Origin of the sequence: Bacillus sp. SD088, assembly GCF_017355205.1 — a bacterium.
Lineage (GTDB): Bacteria > Bacillota > Bacilli > Bacillales > Bacillaceae_C > Lederbergia.
The window spans coordinates 21,882-42,334 of the sequence record NZ_JADIJK010000001.1 but is presented as its reverse complement, the minus strand read 5'-3'; the positions used below and the strand labels follow the sequence as shown (position 1 = coordinate 42,334).

Here is a 20,453-nt window from a genome sequence, read left to right as displayed (position 1 = left end):
AGCGTGAACGGAGGGCACAGGGGGAATGGTTTTCCTTGTGTGGAAATGGGTTCTCCTGGAGCAAATGGGCCACTTGTCCCGGAAATGGGCTTCTTATCCGAAGAATGGGCCTCACTGAGGAAAAATGGGTTTCTTGCCCAGAGAATAAGTTTCTCTCAAGGTAAATGGGCTTCTTCGAGTGAGGAATGGGTTTCCCGTCTTAAGAATGGATATGTCCGTTCCCGATGATCCACTTCTTTCAGAAATGGGTTTCTTGTCTGAAGAATGGGCATTTCTAAGAAAAGAATGGGTTTCTTGCCCAGAGAATGAGCTTCTTCGTGCATGAATGGCCTTCCTGCCTCCAGAATGGGTATCTCGTTCCCAATGAGTCTCTTGCCCCAAAAATGGGCTTCTTATCCGAAGAATGGGCCACTCCCAAGATAAATGGGTTTCTCCCTCCCAAATTCCCAATAAAGAGAGGGCGCACATTCCAATGTACTCCCTCTCTCTTCCTATTATAAATTGGATAAAGGGACAAAAATCACCCCATAGCAACCTGCATTCAGTAGAAAGGTAATGCCGGCAGCGATGATGATTCCCTTAGCAAAGCCAGGTAGATTTTTTACATTCCCGTAGATGATAAGCGGGATGACGTAAATAAGTTGGGCCACGCCGATAAACATCAAGAAGAACAGAAAGAATTCGGGCAAGAAACCCATAGAGTTAAAGACAAGAATGAATAAAACGAGATTGATCACTGTAAGGATCAAAAAGCCTATTCCTCCATAGGTTTTCTCCTTTTCTTCATCAGGCATACGCTCGTCCTCCCTTAAATTTCCGTTATCGAACTTTCCGGTACAATTTCTGCTTGCAATTCTTTTAAAATTTCTTCCTGTTCATCTCTATAAAAAAGGTTAAAGGTATCAAAAGGAATTAAGCGACCATCTTGATGGACAATATGAACGCAAGACTTTTTGACCGAACGAACATCAAAATTATAAGGATCCAGGAATTGCATGATAATCACGCGAAATACATTGTCATATTGAATATTTTCTGGTACTTCAACCTGCGGCAAACAGCATAATAAATTTTTCAATGACATGCTAGAGGACTCAGGTGAGTGACTTGTCGAAAAGAGAGAAAAGATATGATCTCTTACTGTTTCATCTTGTTCGTATACGATCGTGTTTCGAGGGCCTTGCAATAATACTTCGGGATCGATTAATCCCGTAAGTGGGAGTGCTTGGCCATTGATTTTCAAGGCATAGCCCATCGCTAGACAATCTGGATGGCACGGAACTGGTATCATATCCTCTTCTTGAAAAAGTCCGGATTGCTCAATGATTCCTTGACGTACCTCAGACAAGGTTAGACGATCGACGGCAGGATCAAAATCTTCAAGTCGACCTGCTGCTTGAATCGGTTGAAAAGTAACGCCCCGCACAGCTTTTTGCTGTAATCCATATTGAATAATTTTGCCAATTTCTTGGTCATTTAATCCTTTTTTCAGCGTTACCACCAAAGTGGTAGAAATATTAAATTCATTTAAATTGGCCAATGCCTTTTCGCGAATTTTTCGTAAATCAGCACCGCGAAGCTCCATTAAGGTGTCCCTTTCAAAGCTATCAAACTGCAAATACAGTTCGAATCCCGGCATGTACGTGGCGAGCTTTTTTACAAATTCCCGATCACGCGCAATCCGGAGTCCATTTGTATTGACCATTAAATGTTTAATTGGTCTCGCTTTTGCGGCATCAAGAATCGCAAAAAAATCAGGATGAATCGTCGGTTCTCCGCCTGAAATCTGTACGATATCAGGTTCAATTTCGTTACGCACCACGGCATCAAGCATATCTTCAATTTGCTCCAGACTACGAAACGTTTTACGGTGGGGAGAGGAGGCTGCATAGCAAATCGGACATTCTAAATTACAAGATTCCGTAACCTCTACAATCGCCAAACAACTATGCTGCTCATGATCAGGACAGAGGCCGCAATCATAGGGACAGCCATATTTAATTGGTGTATTGAAATGCCTTGGCATCTCGGCAGGCTTCAAATAATTCCGACACATTTTATAATATTCCGCATCAGATGAGATTAACACTTTTTCCGTTCCGTGATGGGCACAACGCTTAATCATATACATTTTTCCGTTTTGCTCAACTATTTTCCCTTCCACTTTTCGGTAGCAGGTAGAGCAAATACTATTTGTTAATTCATAAAAAATATACGGTCTCACTGGCATACTCAAGCACTCTCCTCTTTAAAATTTCTTCTTTTCCGTAAAAGTCCTAACAAACGCGGAATATCCTTTGCGTAATACAGAATCCCTAGTAAACAGGCAACTTGAATGCTTCCCAATCCCAGATATTCTCGCGGATAAGGCTTGATAAAATCAACCACAAATCGAAAAAGCAAATAGCTGACCATAAATAATTTGAATAGATCCCCTTCTTGATGTGGTAATTTATTTTTTAAAAATAAGATAATTCCTAGGATTACGAGAAAAAGTAATTCATAAAGTTGGGTAGGGTGGCGTAATATGCCATCTCCGAAATCTATTCCCCACGGTAGGGTAGTTGCAATGCCGTATGTATTATCCTCAATTCCCGTTAAAAAGCAGCCAATTCGGCCAATCGCCATCCCTGTGATCAAGGGGAGAGTTAAATCATCCCCGGTCGACTCCGTATGGCCTACCAATTTCTTCGCGAGCTCCACTCCGATCAATCCGCCTAATAACCCGCCAACAATACTTTTCCCTTTCATCCAAAAACCAGGATCTGCAAGAGGCTGTTGAAGGTGGTTCCATAAAACGCCCCAATCATAAAACCAAGCCAACATCTTAGAGCCGAGTGCAGCCCCTACAATCGCACCTGCAAGCACTGACAAGGAAACAGAAGGAGATAAGCGTTCCGAACGTCGCGAGAAAAGATAGAATCGGAACCCAAGAAAATACCCCAAAGCCTCAAAAACCACATGAGGATGCAGTGTAAACAACCCCAAATTGATCCAGACAGGAAACTCCATCGCCTCTCCTCCTTCTGCTAGATAATCCCAGTTTAACTAAAAAATCCATTGATCGCACTAGCTTTAGAACAATTTAGGACAAAAGATAGGAAGATTACGAAAGGTTCATCAGGGAATGGTTTCTTCGAAGGGAGAAATGGGTTTCTTCATCCCAAAATGGGCCTCTCAAGGGGAAAATGGGTTTATTGGTTCGAGAATGGGTTTCTCTGTTTCGTAATGGGCCTCCCAAAGGAAGAATGGGCTTCTCCGCCCAGAAATGGGCTTTCTTATTAATCAAACATTTGATTAAACATTTTGGTAGTGTTTATCAACATTTATATTGGGAATACAAAAACTAGACAAACTTCTTGGAGGTGCTTCAAATGGCAGACAAATACAAAACTGGTGAAAATGCTCCCGAGAGTGGCAAGTTTAAGGTGGAAGGCTTGGTTAACGGGAACTCTCATAATGATGACACTGTCATTGATATTGAAAAAGGGGAGCAATTTCCACCATCCTCGAGTAGCCGTGAAGCAGCTTACTGGGTAAAAGCATAATAATAGAAGCAAATGTGGCCTTCTTGATTAAATATCAGGAGGGCCTTTTGCATAAAAAGAAGGACTTTTAACACTAGTCTCGAATCCTATAAAGGAATACAAATAGGAGAGGAGAACATAAATGAAATGATCTTGAAACTAAGAACCAAGCCACTGGCTTTGAAAAAAGTGGAAGCGATCATGAAGAGAGTAAGCGAAAATCATTGGAATAGGAAGGAAATCGAAACAGAATACAAAACTCGCTTAGCTGGCTATCATGGGGAAAAGACAGTGGATTATCACCTTTCGTTATTAAACCCAAACACTTACCTCATTTTAAACGATCTACGTCTCAAAAATCGGACCGGAACTTATTTTCAGATTGACACAATCCTAATTTCTCAAGATGGAATGCTCCTTCTATCCATTAAAAACTTCCGTGAAAAGGTGATTTTTGAAGAGTCGACAAGACAGATGATTCACATTGTTGATGGCAGGGAAAGGGGCTATGCATGTCCAACCGTTCAAGCCTCCCATCATGAAATGCAGATAAAACAATGGCTTGGAAAAAATGGCTATCCTCAATTCCCCATACATTCCTTCATCATCTTCAGTGATCCTCACACCATTCTCAAAATCAACGGCAACCCCGAACATTATCAGCATATCTTTACTAGTAACCAACTTTATCTAAGAATGTCACACTATGAAACGCATATTCGTGAAAATTGTATTAGCAAGAAAGTTATGAACTCCCTAAGCAACGAACTAATTAAACAGCACAAACCAGCTAACTATGATTTAATGAATAAATTAGCGATCAAACAAGCAGAGATTCAGACTGGAGTTCGTTGTCCCCAGTGTGACCACCTAGCAATGGAGCGGAAATATGGAAAATGGCTCTGTCCAAGATGCCAACAAACCTCCGTAAGCGCACATATCCAAGCACTCCTGGACTACTTCCTACTCATAAAACCTTCCATCACCAATGCACAATGCCGGAAATTTCTTCATCTTCACTCACGTTACCAAGCCCAAAAAATATTAAACACATTCCCTAATCTGAGGAAAACAGGAAAAAATAGAGGTACAACCTATCATTATGAAGGGTTTCAAAAATAAATCGCTCAATCGAAGCAATCGGCTTGCCGATTGCTCCATTTTGGTTATTAAAAAGGTTCTTCGTGAAAAGGAGATCCCATTTATTCATGAAGAACTCATGAACAAGGAGAAAAAGCTCATTCTTTATTCAAGAAACCCATTTAGTTCAAGAGAACCCCATACGATGGTGAACCTCCCCATTTCCAAATTAAGAAACCCATTCTTTAATCAGGAGCCCATTCTATCTCATAGAACCTCATAATTAACATGAGAACCCCATACTCAGGCCAAGAACCCCATACTCAGGCCGAGAAACCCATACTCAGGCCAAGAAACCCATACTCAGGCCAAGAACCTCATACCCAGGTCAAGTTCCCCATATTCCCCAATCAAGGTCCTCCATTTTAAGCACCACCATTCAAAATGAACCCCTCCCTCCACAGGGCCTAATTTAAAAATTGTAAAAATAATGCTTGACGATTGACTTAATTCATTGTATTTTGGTATGTATTATCAGTTATTAAAACTTATTAAAAAACGACGTAAATCTCCTAAAAATAGGAGAGAGGACGTTCGAGTTTAATTTCATAAATGTAAGGAATTTGATCAGAGAATCATTTTTTCGATGATCAGGGAGGTATTTAGGATGTTGAGAAAGGTAGAGTCAATTGCTGATTTGGTGGGGGATACGCCACTTGTACGTTTAAATCGCTTGAATGACCCAGAGGGTGCTGAGGTGTTGGTGAAGCTTGAATATTTTAACCCAAGCCGAAGTGTAAAGGATCGGGCCGCCTATAATATGATTATAGAGGCTGAGCGGGCAGGCCTGCTAAAGAAAGGGGCCACGATTATTGAACCGACATCTGGGAATACCGGGATTGGTTTGGCGATGAATGCCGCGGCAAAGGGATATCGGACGATTATTGTCATGCCGGACTCATCGACTTTGGAGCGGATCAATATTTTAAAGGCATACGGGGCGGAGGTTATACTTACGCCGAGTGCTGAAAAGATGCCGGGCTGTATTCGCAAGGCGGAGGAATTAGCGGAAGGTATTACAGATAGTTTTATCCCGATGCAGTTTGAGAATGAGGCAAATGCGGATATTCATCGCAAAACGACTGCCCAGGAAATTATCGCCGCTATGGAAGACAACGGTAAAAAGTTAGGCGCCTTCGTTTGTACAGCGGGAACAGGTGGAACGATTACAGGCACGGGTGAAGCTTTAAAGACATATAATCCCAATATCACCGTCCATGTTGTAGAGCCTGCGGGATCTCCCGTTTTATCCGGCGGTGAGCCGGGGAAACATAAGCTGGTGGGCACAAGTCCAGGCTTTATTCCGCCGATTTTAAATACAGAGATTTATGACGAGATTTTAAAAATAAAAGATGAAGAAGCTTATGAAACTACAAGAAATTTGGCGGCGAAAGAAGGCTTGCTACTGGGACCTTCTAGTGGAGCGTCCGTGTTTGCAGCATTGCAAGTAGCGAAGCGACTATCACCAGATCAAACGGTTGTATGCATTGCACCAGATTCTGGCGAACGCTATTTATCAAGTGATTTATTTCAATTTTAATGGGGGCCTGTCCCCCTTCTTTTTTAAAAGTAAAATAGAGTAAAACACTGGGTTTAATGATGTATGGAGGTGAAGGGATGTATCTCAGTTTAGAAGGCATTGAGAAAAATTTTACGAATAAACAGAATGAGAGCTTGCTAGTCTTAGATTCCATTGATTTACAAGTTGATAAAGGAGATTTCGTTTCAATTGTAGGGCCATCTGGTTGTGGAAAGTCAACTTTGCTCTATTTGATTGCTGGGTTAGACAAACCGGATAAAGGAAAAATTGAGGTCCTTGGCAAAAAAATTGAAAAACCGAGTCCAGAGCGGGTTGTGGTATTTCAAGAATCAGGCTTATTCCCGTGGCTGACTGTTTTGGAAAATGTCACCTATGGCCTGTTATTAAAAAAGATGTCCAAACAAGAAGCGGAAGAGCGAGCACGAAATATTTTAAAAATGGTGCATTTAAGTCGATACGTGGATTCCTATCCGCATCAGCTTTCTGGCGGAATGAAACAAAGAGTGTCCATTGCCCGAGCACTTGTGATGGAACCAGAGGTCCTACTAATGGATGAACCCTTCTCCGCATTAGATGAACAAACGCGGATGGTGCTACATCGCGAGCTATTGGAAATCTGGCGAGAGACGAAAGTGACGATAATTTTTGTCACCCATAATATTCGGGAGGCCGTCCAATTATCGGAAAAAATCGTCGTTATGGCCACACGCCCAGGACGAGTAAAGGAATTAATTGAAGTACCTGTCACTAAGGATGGGATCATGCCGGATAGCGTCACCCTCCATACGGAACAGCGTGTACTAAATATCTTGCAAAATGAAATTGAAAAAGTGTTGAAGGAGGAGATGGGAGATGACTATCGCTTTTCGGCGAATCAGTTTCATCGTGATCATAGCGGCGATATGGGAAGCCACATCTAGACTATCGGGACTTCCAGATTTCATGTTTCCATCATTAATCCAAGTATTTGAGACTTTGTTCAATGGTATTATCAATGGACAAATTTTGGTCGCCGTCGGAAAAAGTCTTAGCCGACTGCTAATCGGGTTTTCAATTGCGATTGTACTTGGCTTGCTGATGGGGTATCTCATTTGGCGTTATAAATTGGTTGAGGATACACTTGGTTTCCTCGTCACAGCCTTACAGTCGATTCCAAGTATCGTCTGGTTCCCACTGGCAATTATATGGTTTGGTTTAAATGATATGGCAATCTTATTCATCGTCACCATTGGGGCCACTTGGACCATGACAACAAGTGCAACGAGCGGCTTTAAAAATGTCCCTCAATTGTATCAAAGAGTAGCGAAAACATTTGGCTCAAGCGGTTTTCACTTTATTCGCACTGTCATTTTACCCGCGTCTGTCCCACAATTATTATCAGGCTTACGAATCGCCTGGGCATTCTCTTGGCGTGCGTTAATGGCTGGAGAATTACTTGGTGCAGGAGGCGGACTTGGCCAACTACTGGAAACAGGGCGCTCACTGGGACAAATGGACTTAGTCATTTCCGTTATGATCGTGATCGCCGTCATTGGTACAATCATTGATCAAATCTTCTTCACTCGTTTGGAACGTTCAGTCCAAACTAAATGGGGCGTGGCTTAATTTCTGGAGGAAGCTCAGTATAGGCAAGAGATCTATGTTAGTTTCCTTGGGCCAGGGAGGCGTTTAATTTGGTCATATGGGTTTATTATCATGAGAAATGGGGCTCCTTTTCAAGGGAGTGGGTTTCTCGGCACGAGAATGAGCCCCAAACAAGGTAAATGGGTTCCCTGCAAATAAATGGGTTTGTTTTAAGGAGGAATGGGTTTCTTGACACGAGAATGGGCCCCACTCAAGAAAAATGGGTTTCATTCCACATAAATGAGTTCCTTCCCCCTAAGAATGGGTTTCCTAACTTCCTTTAAAATACGAATGTCATCGGAAAAAGAGGAGAAATGTAATGAAAAAATTATGGATAGGTTTATTACTAGTAATCGTCTTAGCGGGTTGCGGAAATGGTAAAAGTGATACCGTGAAGATCGGGTATTTTCCAAACCTTACACATGTTGCGACGATTGTTGGGTTGGATAAAGGATTTTTTCAAGAGGAGTTTGGCGAGAATACGAAGATTGATACAAAGACTGTCAGCAATGGTGGCCTCTTTATGGAAGCCATGACCACGAAGGCGATTGATATTGGTACAGTCGGTCCGGGACCGGCAATTAATTTCTATGTAAAAAATCCCCAGCACCATATTGTGTCAGGTGCTGTCAATGGGGGAGCGGTTCTAGTAGCTGGAGAAAATAGTGGGGTCGAGACACTAGCCGACCTTGATGGAAAAAGAGTAGCCATCCCAGTTATCGGAAGCACACAAGATGTAATGTTGCGTAAAGCACTTCAGGAAGTCGACCTGAACGTACAGGAAAATGGAGGAACAGTGGAATTATATGCTGCGGCTCCTGCGGATACAGCTTCCCTATTTGTCCAAGAATCGGTTGATGCCGCTGCAACACAGGAACCATGGGGATATATCCTTGAAACACAAGCAAATGGAAATCTCTTATTGGACTGGGAAAACTTTGCTTGGGGGAAAGATTCCACAAACACAGTTGTGGTCGCTAGAGACGATTTCCTTGAAAATGACGAACTTGTTCACGCCTATCTTCGTGCCCATCAAAAGGCCGTGGAGTTTATCCGGGAAAATCCAGAAGAAGCACAAGAAATTGTTATCGAACATATTAAAGAATTAACCGGTAAAGAAGTGGACGCAGAGGAAACACAGGCAGCCTTCGAACATTTAGAAGTGACCACAGACGTCAATGAACAAGTCATCAAAGAAATGGCCGAAATTAGTAAAGAAGCCGACTACATCGAAAGTGATAATATTGAAGGACTCATTAACCTAGACTACTTGGAAGAAGCAAAAGAATAAAATAAAAGGGGCAAAGCTGAAGACCACGGCTTTGCCCCTTTTATTTGCTTGCACCATGCTCTCTGGATGCTTCCTTATTAGAGAAGGTTGTTTACAAATAATGATCCGTGATCCTTACGAGGTTGTGCAATAACGGCCCTTCGAACAACTTCTGGCATATACATCTTAATTAATATAACTGAACTACACTCCGTGAAGGTAATCCAATTGTGAAGAATTTATGTTATAATATTTTTACAATAGAATGGCTTCACATGAGGGGTATTGGCACACCAATTGTTTGACCTTCTGGGAAATTTCCCAAGAAGGAGGTGGCGCCTATGGATGTGGAAAATGCATTGACTCTGATGATTGCATTCGGAATGTTGATTGCTTTTATCATGTCCGATAAAAACAGCAAAAAATAATCCCTCATGTGCTCTGAGCCAGCCTTGAGGGATTTAGTACTTTAGGTGCCAACCCTTTTGATGGGGTTAGACTATTGTAACCGTTCCATGTTGGTAGCATGGAGCGGTTTTTAATATTATATAGAAATTTAAATTAATTATACCATAAATCAGTAATTTGTATACTTTAAGAGGTAGTTTAGTTACTCTAAACTAGAAAATGCTCAGGCATGTTCACAACTTCAGAAAGGTCATAAATATAGAATCATAAGTGGGGAGTTTATCTATTATAGAAATTCGCCTTCCCAACAAAGTCGCGCAATCCCCGACTTTTTTCAAAGATAAATGGGTTTCCCTGCTTCTTTATGGGGGTCTCATGTAAGCTATGGGCTTCCTAATATAGAAATGATGACCTTAGCTTGGATATGGGCTTCAACTAAACTAAATGGGCTTCTCCCATTAGAAATGGGCGTGATCTTCAGAAAATGGTTCCTTCACGCACAAGAATGGGTTTCCTCCTCCAATTATGGGTTTTTCACGCCCAGAAATGGGCCCACCACCTCCAGCAATGGGTTCCTCTTCTCTCCACACCCCTCCTCAAACCAAAAAAACCAGTAGGGGAGAGAACCCTACTGATCTTCCATTTGCAACCGGCTCACCGGTTGCACCCAGGAAAAGAACGATCAACAAAAGACAGAAGCGATGGCAAGAGTCTAAATCAGGAAATGGTGAACGATTGTCTGCATGCAAGGGAAGTAACAGGGATGGATGAAGATGGCGATCCACGGAAGGTGGATCGGAATAACTCTGTGACGTATAGAAAATGAGGCGGCAGGATGTAGTCATTTGCAATACGTCGTACCTTAGCCATTCGCCCTAAAAACGAGTGCTTTTGTCCATGACAAGGAGTTGGTTTTAAGACAAGGCTCTCGCCCCAATTCCCTCTGAGATTGCATTCCGTCCGCATACAAGCTCGAGTGCATGAGACAAAAAGTCATACCATTTCTGTACGAAGAAATTGAATCCAGTTTGGCATGCTCATAACATAAGCATAAGGCACGAGCAGTGGATTAGCACGAGCCTTTCCCGCAAATTTTAGTAGTCACAGCAGTCGCGGCGGGCTGCTTCTTCACGGCGTCTACAACATTTATGACAATGACAACCGTTATCGGGTTCCCGATCTCCTACGCCACCAACATTAACTTCACGGCACTTACATACGATGACACGTGGTCTTCTCCGCCGTCTATCCTCAACGCCACCTACAAAATCATTATCGTCATGATAACACATATACATATCTCCCCTCTTTTAGTAAAGGCCGGCCGACCTTACTATATACTACGGGGAAGTAGCCAATTAGATTGTACAAACAATCTAGTATAAACGAGGATTTTTTCAAATAAGTAAAAATAAAATATTGAAATAGTCGCATAAAAAAATCGCCACCGGATTCTCCACTTAGGGTAGAAAGTCCAGTCGCGATTTTTCTTGTAAAATTCACACATTATCCTGCAGAACTATATCCATTATTCCGCAATAAAATATTCCTGCAAATACTCAAACCAAACTTCATGTCCTTTTTCATTCGGAGCGCTTTCCCCATTCACCACATAATCAGAGGCATCCTCTGGCCAGTTTTCCCAGTGGTCAAGATAAGGAATATCATGTGTCTCCGCATACCTTTCCAAATCCTGCACCTGCATCGGATAAATACTGGAATCAGGAATAGGACGAGCTGGTTGTAAAAGGACGACTGCGTCTGATAGTTCATCGAGGAAGGTATCAAGATTGTCGTGGTTCTCACCGACATCGACAACACCGTTGTCATTTAAAATAAATGGCTCAAATAATACCAATTTAGGTGAAAAATCGACAACATCCTCATACTTTTCCTCGTCAATAAACTCTGTTGAGGTTAGGTCATATTCAAAAAGCTTCACATCGACGGCATCTTTCCCGTAGCTTTTCTCTAATGCCTTCTTCAACATAGCGGCCCAGCCATCCTCACCACCTAACGCAAGTGAGCCAACAATAGCGATCGGATAGGATTCCTCGTTTTCAATCGCTTTCTCTAAGTCGGCCTGCGCCTCTTCTGGCCAGTTACTCGCCAACTCAACAACCTTAGTGTCCACGTCCTTCTCTTTCTTTTCCTTATCAGTTGATTCAGAATGATCATCCTTTTTTGGGGTTGAATCAACTTCAGAAGCGACCACCCCAGTCCGATCTTTCCAGTACAAATAACCTGAACCAAGAAAAACCAGACAAGCCAAAACTATAATGGCTGTCAACAAATTTCGCATCGTTTTGATACCCTCCTAAGACAAACATACTAGTTTCATTGCATACCCTGGCAAAAGATTCTAAGAAAAGATGAAAAAATACCAGTTCAAAAACTTACATACTATGCTATAATAATACACGTTAATAGAATAGTCGACAATCATCCAGGGAGGATATTATGGAAGAAACAATCAGTCTAAAAGAGCTGATGCAGACTCTACGTAAGAGAATGACCTTGATTATACTGATTACAGTAGTCGCAATGGTCCTAAGTGGAGCGATCAGTTTTTTTGTGCTTACACCCATCTATCAATCTTCAACGCAATTATTAGTTAATCAATCAAAAGAAGAACAACCAGCTTATAATGTATCGGAAATCCAAACCAATTTGCAATTGATTAATACATATAATGTTATCATTACGACACCAAGAATTCTGGATAAGGTGATTACAGACCTTGACCTTGGGATGACCGTTAGTCAATTGAAAGATAAAATTTCCGTTCAAAATGAAACAGACTCCCAAGTTGTCAATATCACCGTACAAGATCCGGATCCGAATCAAGCCGCTGCGATTGCGAATAAAGTCGCAGAAGTATTTGAAAAAGATATCGTCGATCTTATGAACGTTGATAACGTGAACATTCTAACCAAAGCAGAAGTAGGGCCAAAGGCATCACCGGTTAAGCCGCAGCCACTACTAAATATTGCAATTGCTGCTGTTGTTGGTTTAATGCTAGGAGTGGGACTTGCCTTCTTACTTGAATATCTTGATAACACGGTTAAAACAGCCGAAGATATTGAAAAATTGCTTGAATTACCGATGCTTGGGGCTGTCGCAAATATTGAAGATCAGAAGATTCAAAGAAAAGTAGGGAATAGCCGCAATGCTAGAGTAAGGAGTGAGCAAGTTGGCTAAACAAGATCTAACCCCGCAATCGGGACGACGTAAATTAGTTGCTAAAGCCAATCCAAAGTCACCAATCTCGGAGCAATATCGGACAATTCGGACGAATATTGAGTTTTCTGCAGTTGATGAAGAAATTCGTACTTTAATGGTGACATCATCTGGACCAGCAGAAGGAAAATCAACAACAACCGCGAATTTAGCTGTTGTCTTTGCACAACAAGGGAAAAAGGTATTGATAGTCGATGCAGATATGAGGAAGCCAACTGTGCATTATACATTCGGTGTCACGAATACGACAGGATTAACGAATGTTCTCACCCGTCAGGTGGTATTAGAAGAAGCGGCGCGGCCGACGGATGTGGAAAATCTGCACGTATTGCCATCTGGACCTATCCCCCCAAATCCAGCTGAATTGCTTGGCTCGAAAGGGATGCAACTCTTCTTTGAAGGAGCAAAAGAGCAATATGATCTGATTATTTTTGATACACCACCTGTATTAGCTGTCACTGATGCGCAAATTTTGGCGAATAAATGTGACGGAACCGTTCTAGTTGTGGCAAGTGGCAAAACAGAGCTCGAATCCGCTCAAAAAACAAAGGAACTTCTAGCAGCTGCGCAAGCGAAAATACTAGGGGTTGTCTTAAATAATAAAAAAATGGAAAAAACCGATTACTACTATTATTATGGAACGAATTAAGAAGAAAGAGACTACTAGGAAGAAAGCAACTCGATAATAAAAAACTAGTAATTTTTTCTTAGAAAAAGGTTTTACATCCATAAAACGATTAGTCCAAAATAACCGTATAAGTTGTTTTGGACTATTGAGTTTTACTGTTGGTTTTTACATCATCCTAAAAAAGTACTCGATTTCTCTTTCTTAGATTCGATCACTCTAGAAAATCGTTCCTTTATCCCGGTGCAACCGTTCGTAGAACTCTGATATACTTCCAGAGAAGTCTAAGTGGAGGAAAAAGGGCACTAGCACCTCGATAATCTCGTTTTATTCGTGAAAATAGCGAGTAGTCATGAGCCTGATATTACGCTTTATGCTTTATTTCTTTCAGTTAGAGGAAATGCTGAAGGAAAGAGTACATTTACTTTTAATGGAAGGGAGAAGAGGTAAATGATTGATATCCATTGCCATATACTTCCTGGCGTAGATGACGGTGCAAGTCATTATACAGATAGCTTATTAATGGCGAAACAGGCAGTCAGTGAAGGGATCCATACAATTATTGCAACACCACATCATATGAATGGTCATTTTTTGAATACAAAAGCAGATATTATGGTGAAAGTAAAAGAGTTAAATGAGTATTTGCAAGCAGAACAGATTGACCTTGAGATTTTACCAGGTCAGGAGAATCGAATTTACGGGGAGATCATGGAGGATTATGAAGCTGGAGAGATCCTTAGGTTAGGGGATACCTCTCACTATTTATTTATTGAACTTCCAACCAACCATGTTCCACGTTACACCGAGCAATTGTGCTTTGACATCCAGATGAAAGGACTAATTCCGGTGATTGTCCACCCAGAACGAAACACGGAATTAATTGAACATCCAAACAAACTCTATCAGTTAGTGAAAAATGGAGCCGCTTCTCAAGTTACAGCGGGAAGTCTCACTGGTTATTTCGGCAAAAAAATTCAAAAGTTTAGCTTTGACTTAATCGAAAATAATTTAACCCATTTCTTAGCCTCAGATGCTCATAATACAACGACAAGAGGATTTAAAATGGCGGAAGCAGTTGATCTAGTGGAAAGCAAATATGGTCTTGATTATGTCGATTTATTTCTACAAAATGCGGAAGTTATACTAGATGGACAAGATATTGATCGCGATATTCCTAAACAAATCAAAAAGAAAAAATTCTTAGGTCTTTTTTAGGGCCACGGGGCGAAACAACGCAATTCAATTATATTGCTATATCTAAATAGTAAGTAACCCGAAGGAACTAGGACTATAAACGGGTGGAATGCCGGTTATGTCTCCAATCCGTTATCAACGGAGGCACTCGGTTATCCTGTGGGAGGGAAAAGTCCCTACCTTAGACACATTCGTTGTCAAGAGGATAATGTGAGGGCGGGTTAGATGCCCGTGTTTTAGGCTAACAAGACGACGTACACGGATGTACTAGTGCAGGCAAAGCAACAGGATGTTGCATTTTGAGCCTGTCGCCAAGAGGCGCGTCTTAGCCTTTGCTCTTTAACGTTTCATTATTTAACGAAAGGTCATGTGTGTACATGATTTTTCGTTAGCTAGTGAAAATAAGGTTAATCATACATAAATCTATTAATTGAGAAAGAAGGGATGCTTAGTGACTTATCCAAAACGTCTATCGTTATTGGTTTTGTTGGATTCAGCCATTGTATTGTTTTCGATTTATATTGGCTATTTCCTTCTGCACCCATTTTCAAACTTTTATACGTCGAAACTTTTATTCGTGAGTTCACTTATCCTACTCGCAAGCCATCATTTATTCGCTTTTCTTTATCGTCTGTATAACAAAGTTTGGGAATATGCAAGTGTCGGAGAATTGCTTAGTATTGCCAAGGCCGTGACATTTTCGATCTTAACCGCAGCTGTTGCACAATTTATTGGTGTTGGTCATGTCTATTGGCGTGTACTGTTTATCACTTGGATGCTGCATATTTTGTTAATTGGTGGTTCACGCTTTTCTTGGCGAATGGTACGTGACCGTTTAATCAAATCAAAAGCAGAAAAGAGAAATACCTTAATCGTTGGTGCTGGTTCTGCTGGGACAACGGTTGCCAGGCAATTGCTTCATCATGAAGATGGAGAGCAAATCCCGGTTGCTTTTGCGGATGATGATCTAACAAAATACAAGTTAGAAATTTTTAACTTAACCGTTTGTGGGACGATTGAGCAAATTCCTGATATTGTCGAAAAGCGGGAGATTGAAGATATCATTATTGCCATTCCTTCTCTATCGAAAAAAGAAATTAGACGAATTTATGAGATTTGCGCACAAACAGACGCTAATGTGAAAATTATGCCGCTGATTGAAGATGTAATGACAGGGAAAGTTTCGGTCAGTGCGATCCGTAATGTCGAGGTAGAAGACTTACTAGGGCGTGAACCAGTAAAATTAGATAGTAGTCAAATTTCAGAGTCAATCACAGGTTCGACAGTACTCGTGACAGGTGCTGGTGGTTCGATCGGATCGGAAATCTGTCGGCAAATCTGTCACTTCGCGCCAAAAAGGCTATTATTATTAGGGCATGGTGAATTCAGTATTTACTCGATTGATATGGAACTGAAAAAACAATATAGTCAAGAAATTGAGATTATTCCGATCATTGCCGATGTGCAAGACCGGACACGTATCTTTGAAATAATGAATGACTATCAACCTGATGTTGTCTATCACGCTGCAGCCCATAAGCATGTGCCATTGATGGAATATAACCCAAGGGAAGCAGTGAAGAACAATGTGTTTGGCACGAAAAATGTAGCAGAAGCTTGTGACACCTTTGGCATTCACACCTTTGTATTAGTCTCGACAGACAAAGCAGTCAACCCACCAAATGTGATGGGGGCAACCAAGCGAATTGCAGAAATGGTGATTCAAAACTTGGCAAAAGAAAGTCAAACCAAATTTGTTGCCGTTCGTTTTGGAAATGTCTTAGGCAGTCGCGGTAGTGTTATCCCATTGTTTAAGAAGCAAATAGAAGCAGGTGGACCTGTGACGGTGACACATCCAGATATGACAAGATATTTTATGACAATCCCAGAAGCATCCCGGTTAGTCATTCAAGCAGGAGTCTTAGCCCGTGGTGGCGAAGTCTTCGTTTTAGATATGGGTGACCCCGTCAAAATCGCTGATCTTGCCAAAAACTTAATTACTTTATCTGGATATACATTAGAAGAAATCGGTGTTGAATATAGTGGTATTCGTCCAGGCGAGAAAATGTACGAGGAATTACTTAATGAAAATGAAGTACAGAAAGAACAAGTATTTCCAAAGATTCATATTGGCAAGGCAGAGCCGATGGAGAAAACGGAGTTATTCGAGATTATCGAACGCTTTGAACATTTAAATATAGAAGAAACTAGAGATGTTGTACTAGCAACAGCTAATTGGAAGAATAAAGAAAAAGTAAAGGCGGGAGTTAGCTAAAGATTAAATTAGGAGGATGCTTCATTGAAAACTGTAAAAAAAGCCATTATCCCTGCCGCTGGTCTGGGAACGAGATTCTTACCAGCAACCAAAGCAATGCCAAAAGAAATGCTACCGATCGTCGATAAGCCAACGATTCAATATATTATTGAAGAAGCCGTCGCTTCAGGAATTGAAGATATTATCATCGTAACTGGAAAAGGAAAGCGAGCGATTGAAGATCATTTCGATCATAACTTCGAATTAGAAGACAATCTTGTCCAAAAAGAGAAGTATGGGTTACTCGAGAAAGTAAAACAACCGGCTAATGTTGATCTCCATTATATCCGTCAAAAGGAACCAAAAGGATTAGGACATGCTGTTTGGTGTGCCCGTAAATTTATTGGCAATGATCCCTTTGCGGTTTTATTAGGGGACGATATTGTTCAAGCAGAAACGCCAGGACTCAAACAATTGATCCAACAATTTGAAGAAATGCAAAGCTCTGTTGTAGGGGTGCAACAAGTACCTGAAAACGAAACAAATCGTTATGGGATTGTCGATCCATATACAAAAGAAGGCCGTCGTTATCAAGTGAAAAATTTTGTTGAAAAGCCTGCATTAGGCACTGCACCATCTAATCTGGCAATTATGGGTAGATATATCTTTACTCCAGAAATTTTCACTTTCTTAGATCGCCAAGAAATTGGGGCAGGTGGCGAAATCCAATTGACAGATGCCATTCAACATTTAAATAAATTACAAAAAGTCTATGCCTATGACTTTGAAGGCAAACGATACGACGTTGGAGAAAAAATGGGCTTTATTCAAACGACAATCGAAATAGCCTTGCAAGATCCTGAACTGAAAAATGGTCTGTTCACTTATTTACAAGGAATTGTAAAGGAGAAAGAATTGGTATAGTGAAGGAGTGGTCCCTGTCCATTTTCCCCTTATGAATATGGACAGGGGGTTCTTAAAACGACTAAAGAGAATTGACATTATTTTAGTTGTTTAGTAGTTGGTCAGAATCAATTATTTTACCAAGTATTAAACAACTAAAAATACTTGGAGTCAACTAACGAAGTAAATCATCCTAGGAAGGAAGTGTTGTAGATGGAGGTAACAAAAGTGAAAGAAAGAATATTTCTTTCCTCACCACATATGAGTGATGAGGGTTACGAAATGGAATACATAAAAGAAGCCTTTGATACAAATTGGATTGCCCCCCTCGGTGAAAATGTAAATCAATTTGAAGCAGAATTTGCTGCCAAGGTTGGTTCGAAATCAGCGGCAGCTTTATCTTCAGGAACAGCTGCGATTCATTTGGCTCTAAAAGCTGCCGGTGTAGGTGAAGGAGATGTTGTATTCTGTCAAACTCTTACTTTTTCTGCCACAGCCAATCCAATTATCTATCAAAATGCGATTCCAGTATTTATTGATAGTGATGAAGAAACTTGGAATATGTCTCCAGATGCATTAGGGGAGGCCTTTAAAAAATATCCACAAGTAAAAGCAGTTATAGTTGTCCACCTTTACGGTTTATCTGCTGATATGGATAAGATTGTTGAACTTTGCAAAAAACATAATGTGACATTAATTGAAGATGCTGCGGAATCTTTAGGTACATATTATAAGGGACAACATACTGGAACTTTTGGAGATTATGGAATCTTCTCTTTCAATGGAAATAAAATTATCACAACTTCCGGTGGTGGTATGCTAGTTTCGGATAATGAAGAAAAAATTGCTAAAGCAAGATTTTGGGCAACACAAAGTCGAGATCAAGCAAAGCACTATCAACATAGTGAACTTGGTTTTAACTACCGAATGAGTAATGTGGTAGCGGGAATTGGCAGAGGACAGTTAAAAGTATTAGATCAAAGAGTTAAGAAGAAAAGATATATTTTTGAGTATTATAAACAAGAACTTGGTAATCTTGAAGGCATTAAATTTATGCCGAGTAATGCATGGAATGAACCGAATTATTGGTTAAGCAGTATGACATTGACTGGATCAGTCAGACCTATTGATATTATGGAGGCTCTAGAAAGAGAGAATATTGAATCAAGGCCTATATGGAAGCCGATGCATATGCAACCTTATTTTGAGCGATATGACTACACAGGTAAAAATGTTTCAGAAAAATTGTTTGAAAATGGAATTTGTTTACCATCTGATACGAAGATGACGGATAGTGATTTGAATAAAATTACAACAATAATTAAAGGATTGTGGAAGTAGAGATGTCAGACGAAACTAAAGCAAGTACCGAGTCAAGTATAAAACTTAGTATTTATAGAAAATTTGTTAAAAGGCCATTGGATTTCACCTTATCTTTAATGACCCTAATTATTTTGAGTCCAGTATTGGCAATAGTCGCATTCTTAGTAAAGAAAAAATTAGGAAGTCCAATTATATTTGAACAGAAGCGCCCGGGTTTAAATGAAGAAATATTTACATTATACAAATTCAGAACTATGACAGATGAGCGAGATGAGGCAGGAACGTTATTACCAAACCATCTGAGAACGACTAAATTTGGGAACTTTCTCCGTTCAACTTCTTTGGATGAGTTGCCAGAGCTATTTAATATCCTTAAGGGTGACATGTCATTTATTGGGCCGCGCCCTTTATTAATAGAGTATTTACCTTTATATAATGAAAGGCAAAAAAGACGTCATCAAGTCCGCCCAGGATTGTCTGGTTTAGCACAAGTGAGTGGCCGGAACGCTATTAGTTGGCAGCAAAAATTTGATTTGGATGTTTATTATGTTGATCATATGAAATTTTCACTTGATTTTAAACTTATTTTCTTAACAATAAAGAAAGTATTTGTTAGAGACGGGATCAATTTTCAAAATGGGTCATCTAATAATAAATTTTCAGGCAATAAATAAGTTGTGAACAAGTTGCCGATAGAAATGAGTGGAAAAATGAAAAAGCTTTTTATTATTGGTAGTGGTGGTTTTAGTAAACAGGTTCTTGAAATTATTGAGGAAATCAATGAGGATAGTAATGAATATGAATTAGTAGGATTAATTGATGATAATATAGATAAGGTTGGTCATAACCTATTAGGTTATGAAGTCGTAGGAACAACTGACTATTTGAGGGAATATTCAAAGAAACATAAGGTATATGGAGTCGTTGCAATTGCAGATGCTGATATAAGGCGACAAATTGTCCGAAAACTTAAATTGGTTGAATGGGTTAATCTAATTCATCCTCAAGCCATTGTAAGTAAATATATAAATTTAGGTGTTGGTAATGTTATATGCGCTGGTGTGGTTATTAATCCTGATTGCTATATTGGAAATCATTGTCACATCAATATTGGGACGACGCTGGGGCACGATATTACAATAATGGATTTTGTTACTGTAATGCCGGGGGCAAATATTTCAGGTAATGTTTTATTGAAATCTTTTTCAACTGTAGGAACGGGCTCAATTATAATTCAAGGTTTAATAATTGAAGAACATGTTTTCCTAGCCGCAGGGTCTACAGTGATAAAGAATTCTTTGAAAAATAGTTTGTATGCGGGTGTTCCAGCAAAGAAAGTCAAGGATATTAGCATCGAGTTATCTGAGCAGTTTGATTGAACTTGTGAGATAAGTTATTGAGAC

Annotated in this window: 20 protein-coding genes; 15 read left to right on the top strand and 5 right to left on the bottom strand. The window is 40.3% G+C overall.

The features are described 5' to 3' along the window. Window positions 1-155 precede the first annotated feature (155 nt). The 4 genes from IPU53_RS00185 to IPU53_RS00170 form a co-directional block, all read right to left on the bottom strand. Window positions 156-323, bottom strand: coding sequence for a hypothetical protein (locus tag IPU53_RS00185; protein WP_207446169.1), 168 nt, complete (start codon window positions 321-323; stop codon window positions 156-158). 171 nt (window positions 324-494) lie between these two features. Further along, window positions 495-794, bottom strand: a complete 300-nt coding sequence (locus IPU53_RS00180; RefSeq protein ID WP_207446168.1) for a hypothetical protein — start codon at window positions 792-794, stop codon at window positions 495-497. Window positions 795-808: 14 nt separating this feature from the next. Then, window positions 809-2,230 carry a radical SAM protein gene (locus tag IPU53_RS00175; RefSeq protein WP_207446167.1) on the bottom strand — a complete coding sequence of 474 codons (1,422 nt, stop codon included), beginning with the start codon at window positions 2,228-2,230 and terminating at the stop codon, window positions 809-811. Window positions 2,231-2,232: 2 nt separating this feature from the next. Continuing rightward, entirely contained in the window at window positions 2,233-3,012 is a 780-nt protein-coding gene (locus tag IPU53_RS00170; RefSeq protein ID WP_207446166.1) for a prolipoprotein diacylglyceryl transferase, read from the bottom strand. A 362-nt stretch (window positions 3,013-3,374) separates the two neighbouring features. On the opposite strand from IPU53_RS00170, the gene IPU53_RS00165 reads away from it, so the two are divergent. From IPU53_RS00165 to IPU53_RS25525, 7 genes are all read left to right on the top strand, one after another. Further along, window positions 3,375-3,548, top strand: a complete 174-nt coding sequence (locus IPU53_RS00165) for a YjzC family protein (protein WP_207446164.1) — start codon at window positions 3,375-3,377, stop codon at window positions 3,546-3,548. 126 nt (window positions 3,549-3,674) lie between these two features. Beyond that, the gene (locus IPU53_RS00160; RefSeq protein ID WP_207446163.1) at window positions 3,675-4,649 is read left to right on the top strand and encodes a nuclease-related domain-containing protein; all 975 of its coding nucleotides are present in this window, start codon (window positions 3,675-3,677) and stop codon (window positions 4,647-4,649) included. Window positions 4,650-5,274: 625 nt separating this feature from the next. Next, complete coding sequence (cysK, locus tag IPU53_RS00155; protein ID WP_207446162.1) at window positions 5,275-6,207, top strand: cysteine synthase A; 933 nt, start codon at window positions 5,275-5,277, stop codon at window positions 6,205-6,207. A gap of 77 nt (window positions 6,208-6,284) precedes the next feature. Beyond that, complete coding sequence (locus tag IPU53_RS00150; protein ID WP_207446161.1) at window positions 6,285-7,127, top strand: ABC transporter ATP-binding protein; 843 nt, start codon at window positions 6,285-6,287, stop codon at window positions 7,125-7,127. Continuing rightward, window positions 7,060-7,812 (top strand): ABC transporter permease, encoded by a 753-nt coding sequence (locus IPU53_RS00145; protein ID WP_207446160.1) that lies wholly within the window; start codon window positions 7,060-7,062, stop codon window positions 7,810-7,812. Before IPU53_RS00150 ends, IPU53_RS00145 begins: the two co-directional genes overlap by 68 nt. 337 nt (window positions 7,813-8,149) lie before the next feature. Beyond that, on the top strand, window positions 8,150-9,121 hold the full coding sequence (locus IPU53_RS00140) for an aliphatic sulfonate ABC transporter substrate-binding protein (RefSeq protein ID WP_207446159.1): 972 nt from the start codon (window positions 8,150-8,152) through the stop codon (window positions 9,119-9,121). Window positions 9,122-9,441: 320 nt separating this feature from the next. Continuing rightward, window positions 9,442-9,528, top strand: coding sequence for a putative holin-like toxin (locus tag IPU53_RS25525; protein ID WP_396019876.1), 87 nt, complete (start codon window positions 9,442-9,444; stop codon window positions 9,526-9,528). A gap of 1,508 nt (window positions 9,529-11,036) precedes the next feature. Here IPU53_RS25525 and IPU53_RS00135 read toward each other — a convergent pair. Further along, entirely contained in the window at window positions 11,037-11,810 is a 774-nt protein-coding gene (locus tag IPU53_RS00135) for an SGNH/GDSL hydrolase family protein (RefSeq protein WP_207446158.1), read from the bottom strand. Window positions 11,811-11,968: 158 nt separating this feature from the next. On the opposite strand from IPU53_RS00135, the gene IPU53_RS00130 reads away from it, so the two are divergent. The 8 genes from IPU53_RS00130 (at window position 11,969) to IPU53_RS00095 (ending at window position 20,429) form a co-directional block, all read left to right on the top strand. After that, entirely contained in the window at window positions 11,969-12,709 is a 741-nt protein-coding gene (locus IPU53_RS00130) for a YveK family protein (RefSeq protein ID WP_207446157.1), read from the top strand. Then, entirely contained in the window at window positions 12,702-13,397 is a 696-nt protein-coding gene (locus tag IPU53_RS00125) for a CpsD/CapB family tyrosine-protein kinase (RefSeq protein WP_207446155.1), read from the top strand. The genes IPU53_RS00130 and IPU53_RS00125 overlap by 8 nt, the downstream gene beginning before the upstream one ends. A 426-nt stretch (window positions 13,398-13,823) precedes the next feature. After that, the gene (locus tag IPU53_RS00120; protein WP_207446154.1) at window positions 13,824-14,591 is read left to right on the top strand and encodes a tyrosine-protein phosphatase; all 768 of its coding nucleotides are present in this window, start codon (window positions 13,824-13,826) and stop codon (window positions 14,589-14,591) included. 430 nt (window positions 14,592-15,021) lie between these two features. Further along, on the top strand, window positions 15,022-16,845 hold the full coding sequence (locus IPU53_RS00115) for a polysaccharide biosynthesis protein (RefSeq protein WP_207446153.1): 1,824 nt from the start codon (window positions 15,022-15,024) through the stop codon (window positions 16,843-16,845). Window positions 16,846-16,869: 24 nt separating this feature from the next. Further along, entirely contained in the window at window positions 16,870-17,748 is an 879-nt protein-coding gene (galU, locus tag IPU53_RS00110) for a UTP--glucose-1-phosphate uridylyltransferase GalU (protein WP_207446152.1), read from the top strand. 207 nt (window positions 17,749-17,955) lie between these two features. Beyond that, window positions 17,956-19,068 carry a DegT/DnrJ/EryC1/StrS family aminotransferase gene (locus IPU53_RS00105; protein ID WP_207446151.1) on the top strand — a complete coding sequence of 371 codons (1,113 nt, stop codon included), beginning with the start codon at window positions 17,956-17,958 and terminating at the stop codon, window positions 19,066-19,068. Window positions 19,069-19,070: 2 nt separating this feature from the next. Beyond that, window positions 19,071-19,724 (top strand): sugar transferase, encoded by a 654-nt coding sequence (locus IPU53_RS00100; protein WP_242697958.1) that lies wholly within the window; start codon window positions 19,071-19,073, stop codon window positions 19,722-19,724. 36 nt (window positions 19,725-19,760) lie between these two features. Further along, complete coding sequence (locus IPU53_RS00095; protein WP_207446150.1) at window positions 19,761-20,429, top strand: acetyltransferase; 669 nt, start codon at window positions 19,761-19,763, stop codon at window positions 20,427-20,429. Window positions 20,430-20,453 lie beyond the last annotated feature (24 nt).

Excerpts from the sequence above, each read along its gene's own strand:
- IPU53_RS00185 (WP_207446169.1), bottom strand. The coding sequence starts at position 323 with ATGCACGAAGAAGCTCATTCTCTGGGCAAGAAACCCATTCTTTTCTTA.
- IPU53_RS00180 (WP_207446168.1), bottom strand. The coding sequence starts at position 794 with ATGCCTGATGAAGAAAAGGAGAAAACCTATGGAGGAATAGGCTTTTTG.
- IPU53_RS00175 (WP_207446167.1), bottom strand. The coding sequence starts at position 2,230 with ATGCCAGTGAGACCGTATATTTTTTATGAATTAACAAATAGTATTTGC.
- IPU53_RS00170 (WP_207446166.1), bottom strand. The coding sequence starts at position 3,012 with ATGGAGTTTCCTGTCTGGATCAATTTGGGGTTGTTTACACTGCATCCT.
- IPU53_RS00165 (WP_207446164.1), top strand. The coding sequence starts at position 3,375 with ATGGCAGACAAATACAAAACTGGTGAAAATGCTCCCGAGAGTGGCAAG.
- IPU53_RS00160 (WP_207446163.1), top strand. The coding sequence starts at position 3,675 with ATGATCTTGAAACTAAGAACCAAGCCACTGGCTTTGAAAAAAGTGGAA.
- cysK (WP_207446162.1), top strand. The coding sequence starts at position 5,275 with ATGTTGAGAAAGGTAGAGTCAATTGCTGATTTGGTGGGGGATACGCCA.
- IPU53_RS00150 (WP_207446161.1), top strand. The coding sequence starts at position 6,285 with ATGTATCTCAGTTTAGAAGGCATTGAGAAAAATTTTACGAATAAACAG.
- IPU53_RS00145 (WP_207446160.1), top strand. The coding sequence starts at position 7,060 with ATGACTATCGCTTTTCGGCGAATCAGTTTCATCGTGATCATAGCGGCG.
- IPU53_RS00140 (WP_207446159.1), top strand. The coding sequence starts at position 8,150 with ATGAAAAAATTATGGATAGGTTTATTACTAGTAATCGTCTTAGCGGGT.
- IPU53_RS25525 (WP_396019876.1), top strand. The coding sequence starts at position 9,442 with ATGGATGTGGAAAATGCATTGACTCTGATGATTGCATTCGGAATGTTG.
- IPU53_RS00135 (WP_207446158.1), bottom strand. The coding sequence starts at position 11,810 with ATGCGAAATTTGTTGACAGCCATTATAGTTTTGGCTTGTCTGGTTTTT.
- IPU53_RS00130 (WP_207446157.1), top strand. The coding sequence starts at position 11,969 with ATGGAAGAAACAATCAGTCTAAAAGAGCTGATGCAGACTCTACGTAAG.
- IPU53_RS00120 (WP_207446154.1), top strand. The coding sequence starts at position 13,824 with ATGATTGATATCCATTGCCATATACTTCCTGGCGTAGATGACGGTGCA.
- IPU53_RS00100 (WP_242697958.1), top strand. The coding sequence starts at position 19,071 with ATGTCAGACGAAACTAAAGCAAGTACCGAGTCAAGTATAAAACTTAGT.
- IPU53_RS00095 (WP_207446150.1), top strand. The coding sequence starts at position 19,761 with ATGAAAAAGCTTTTTATTATTGGTAGTGGTGGTTTTAGTAAACAGGTT.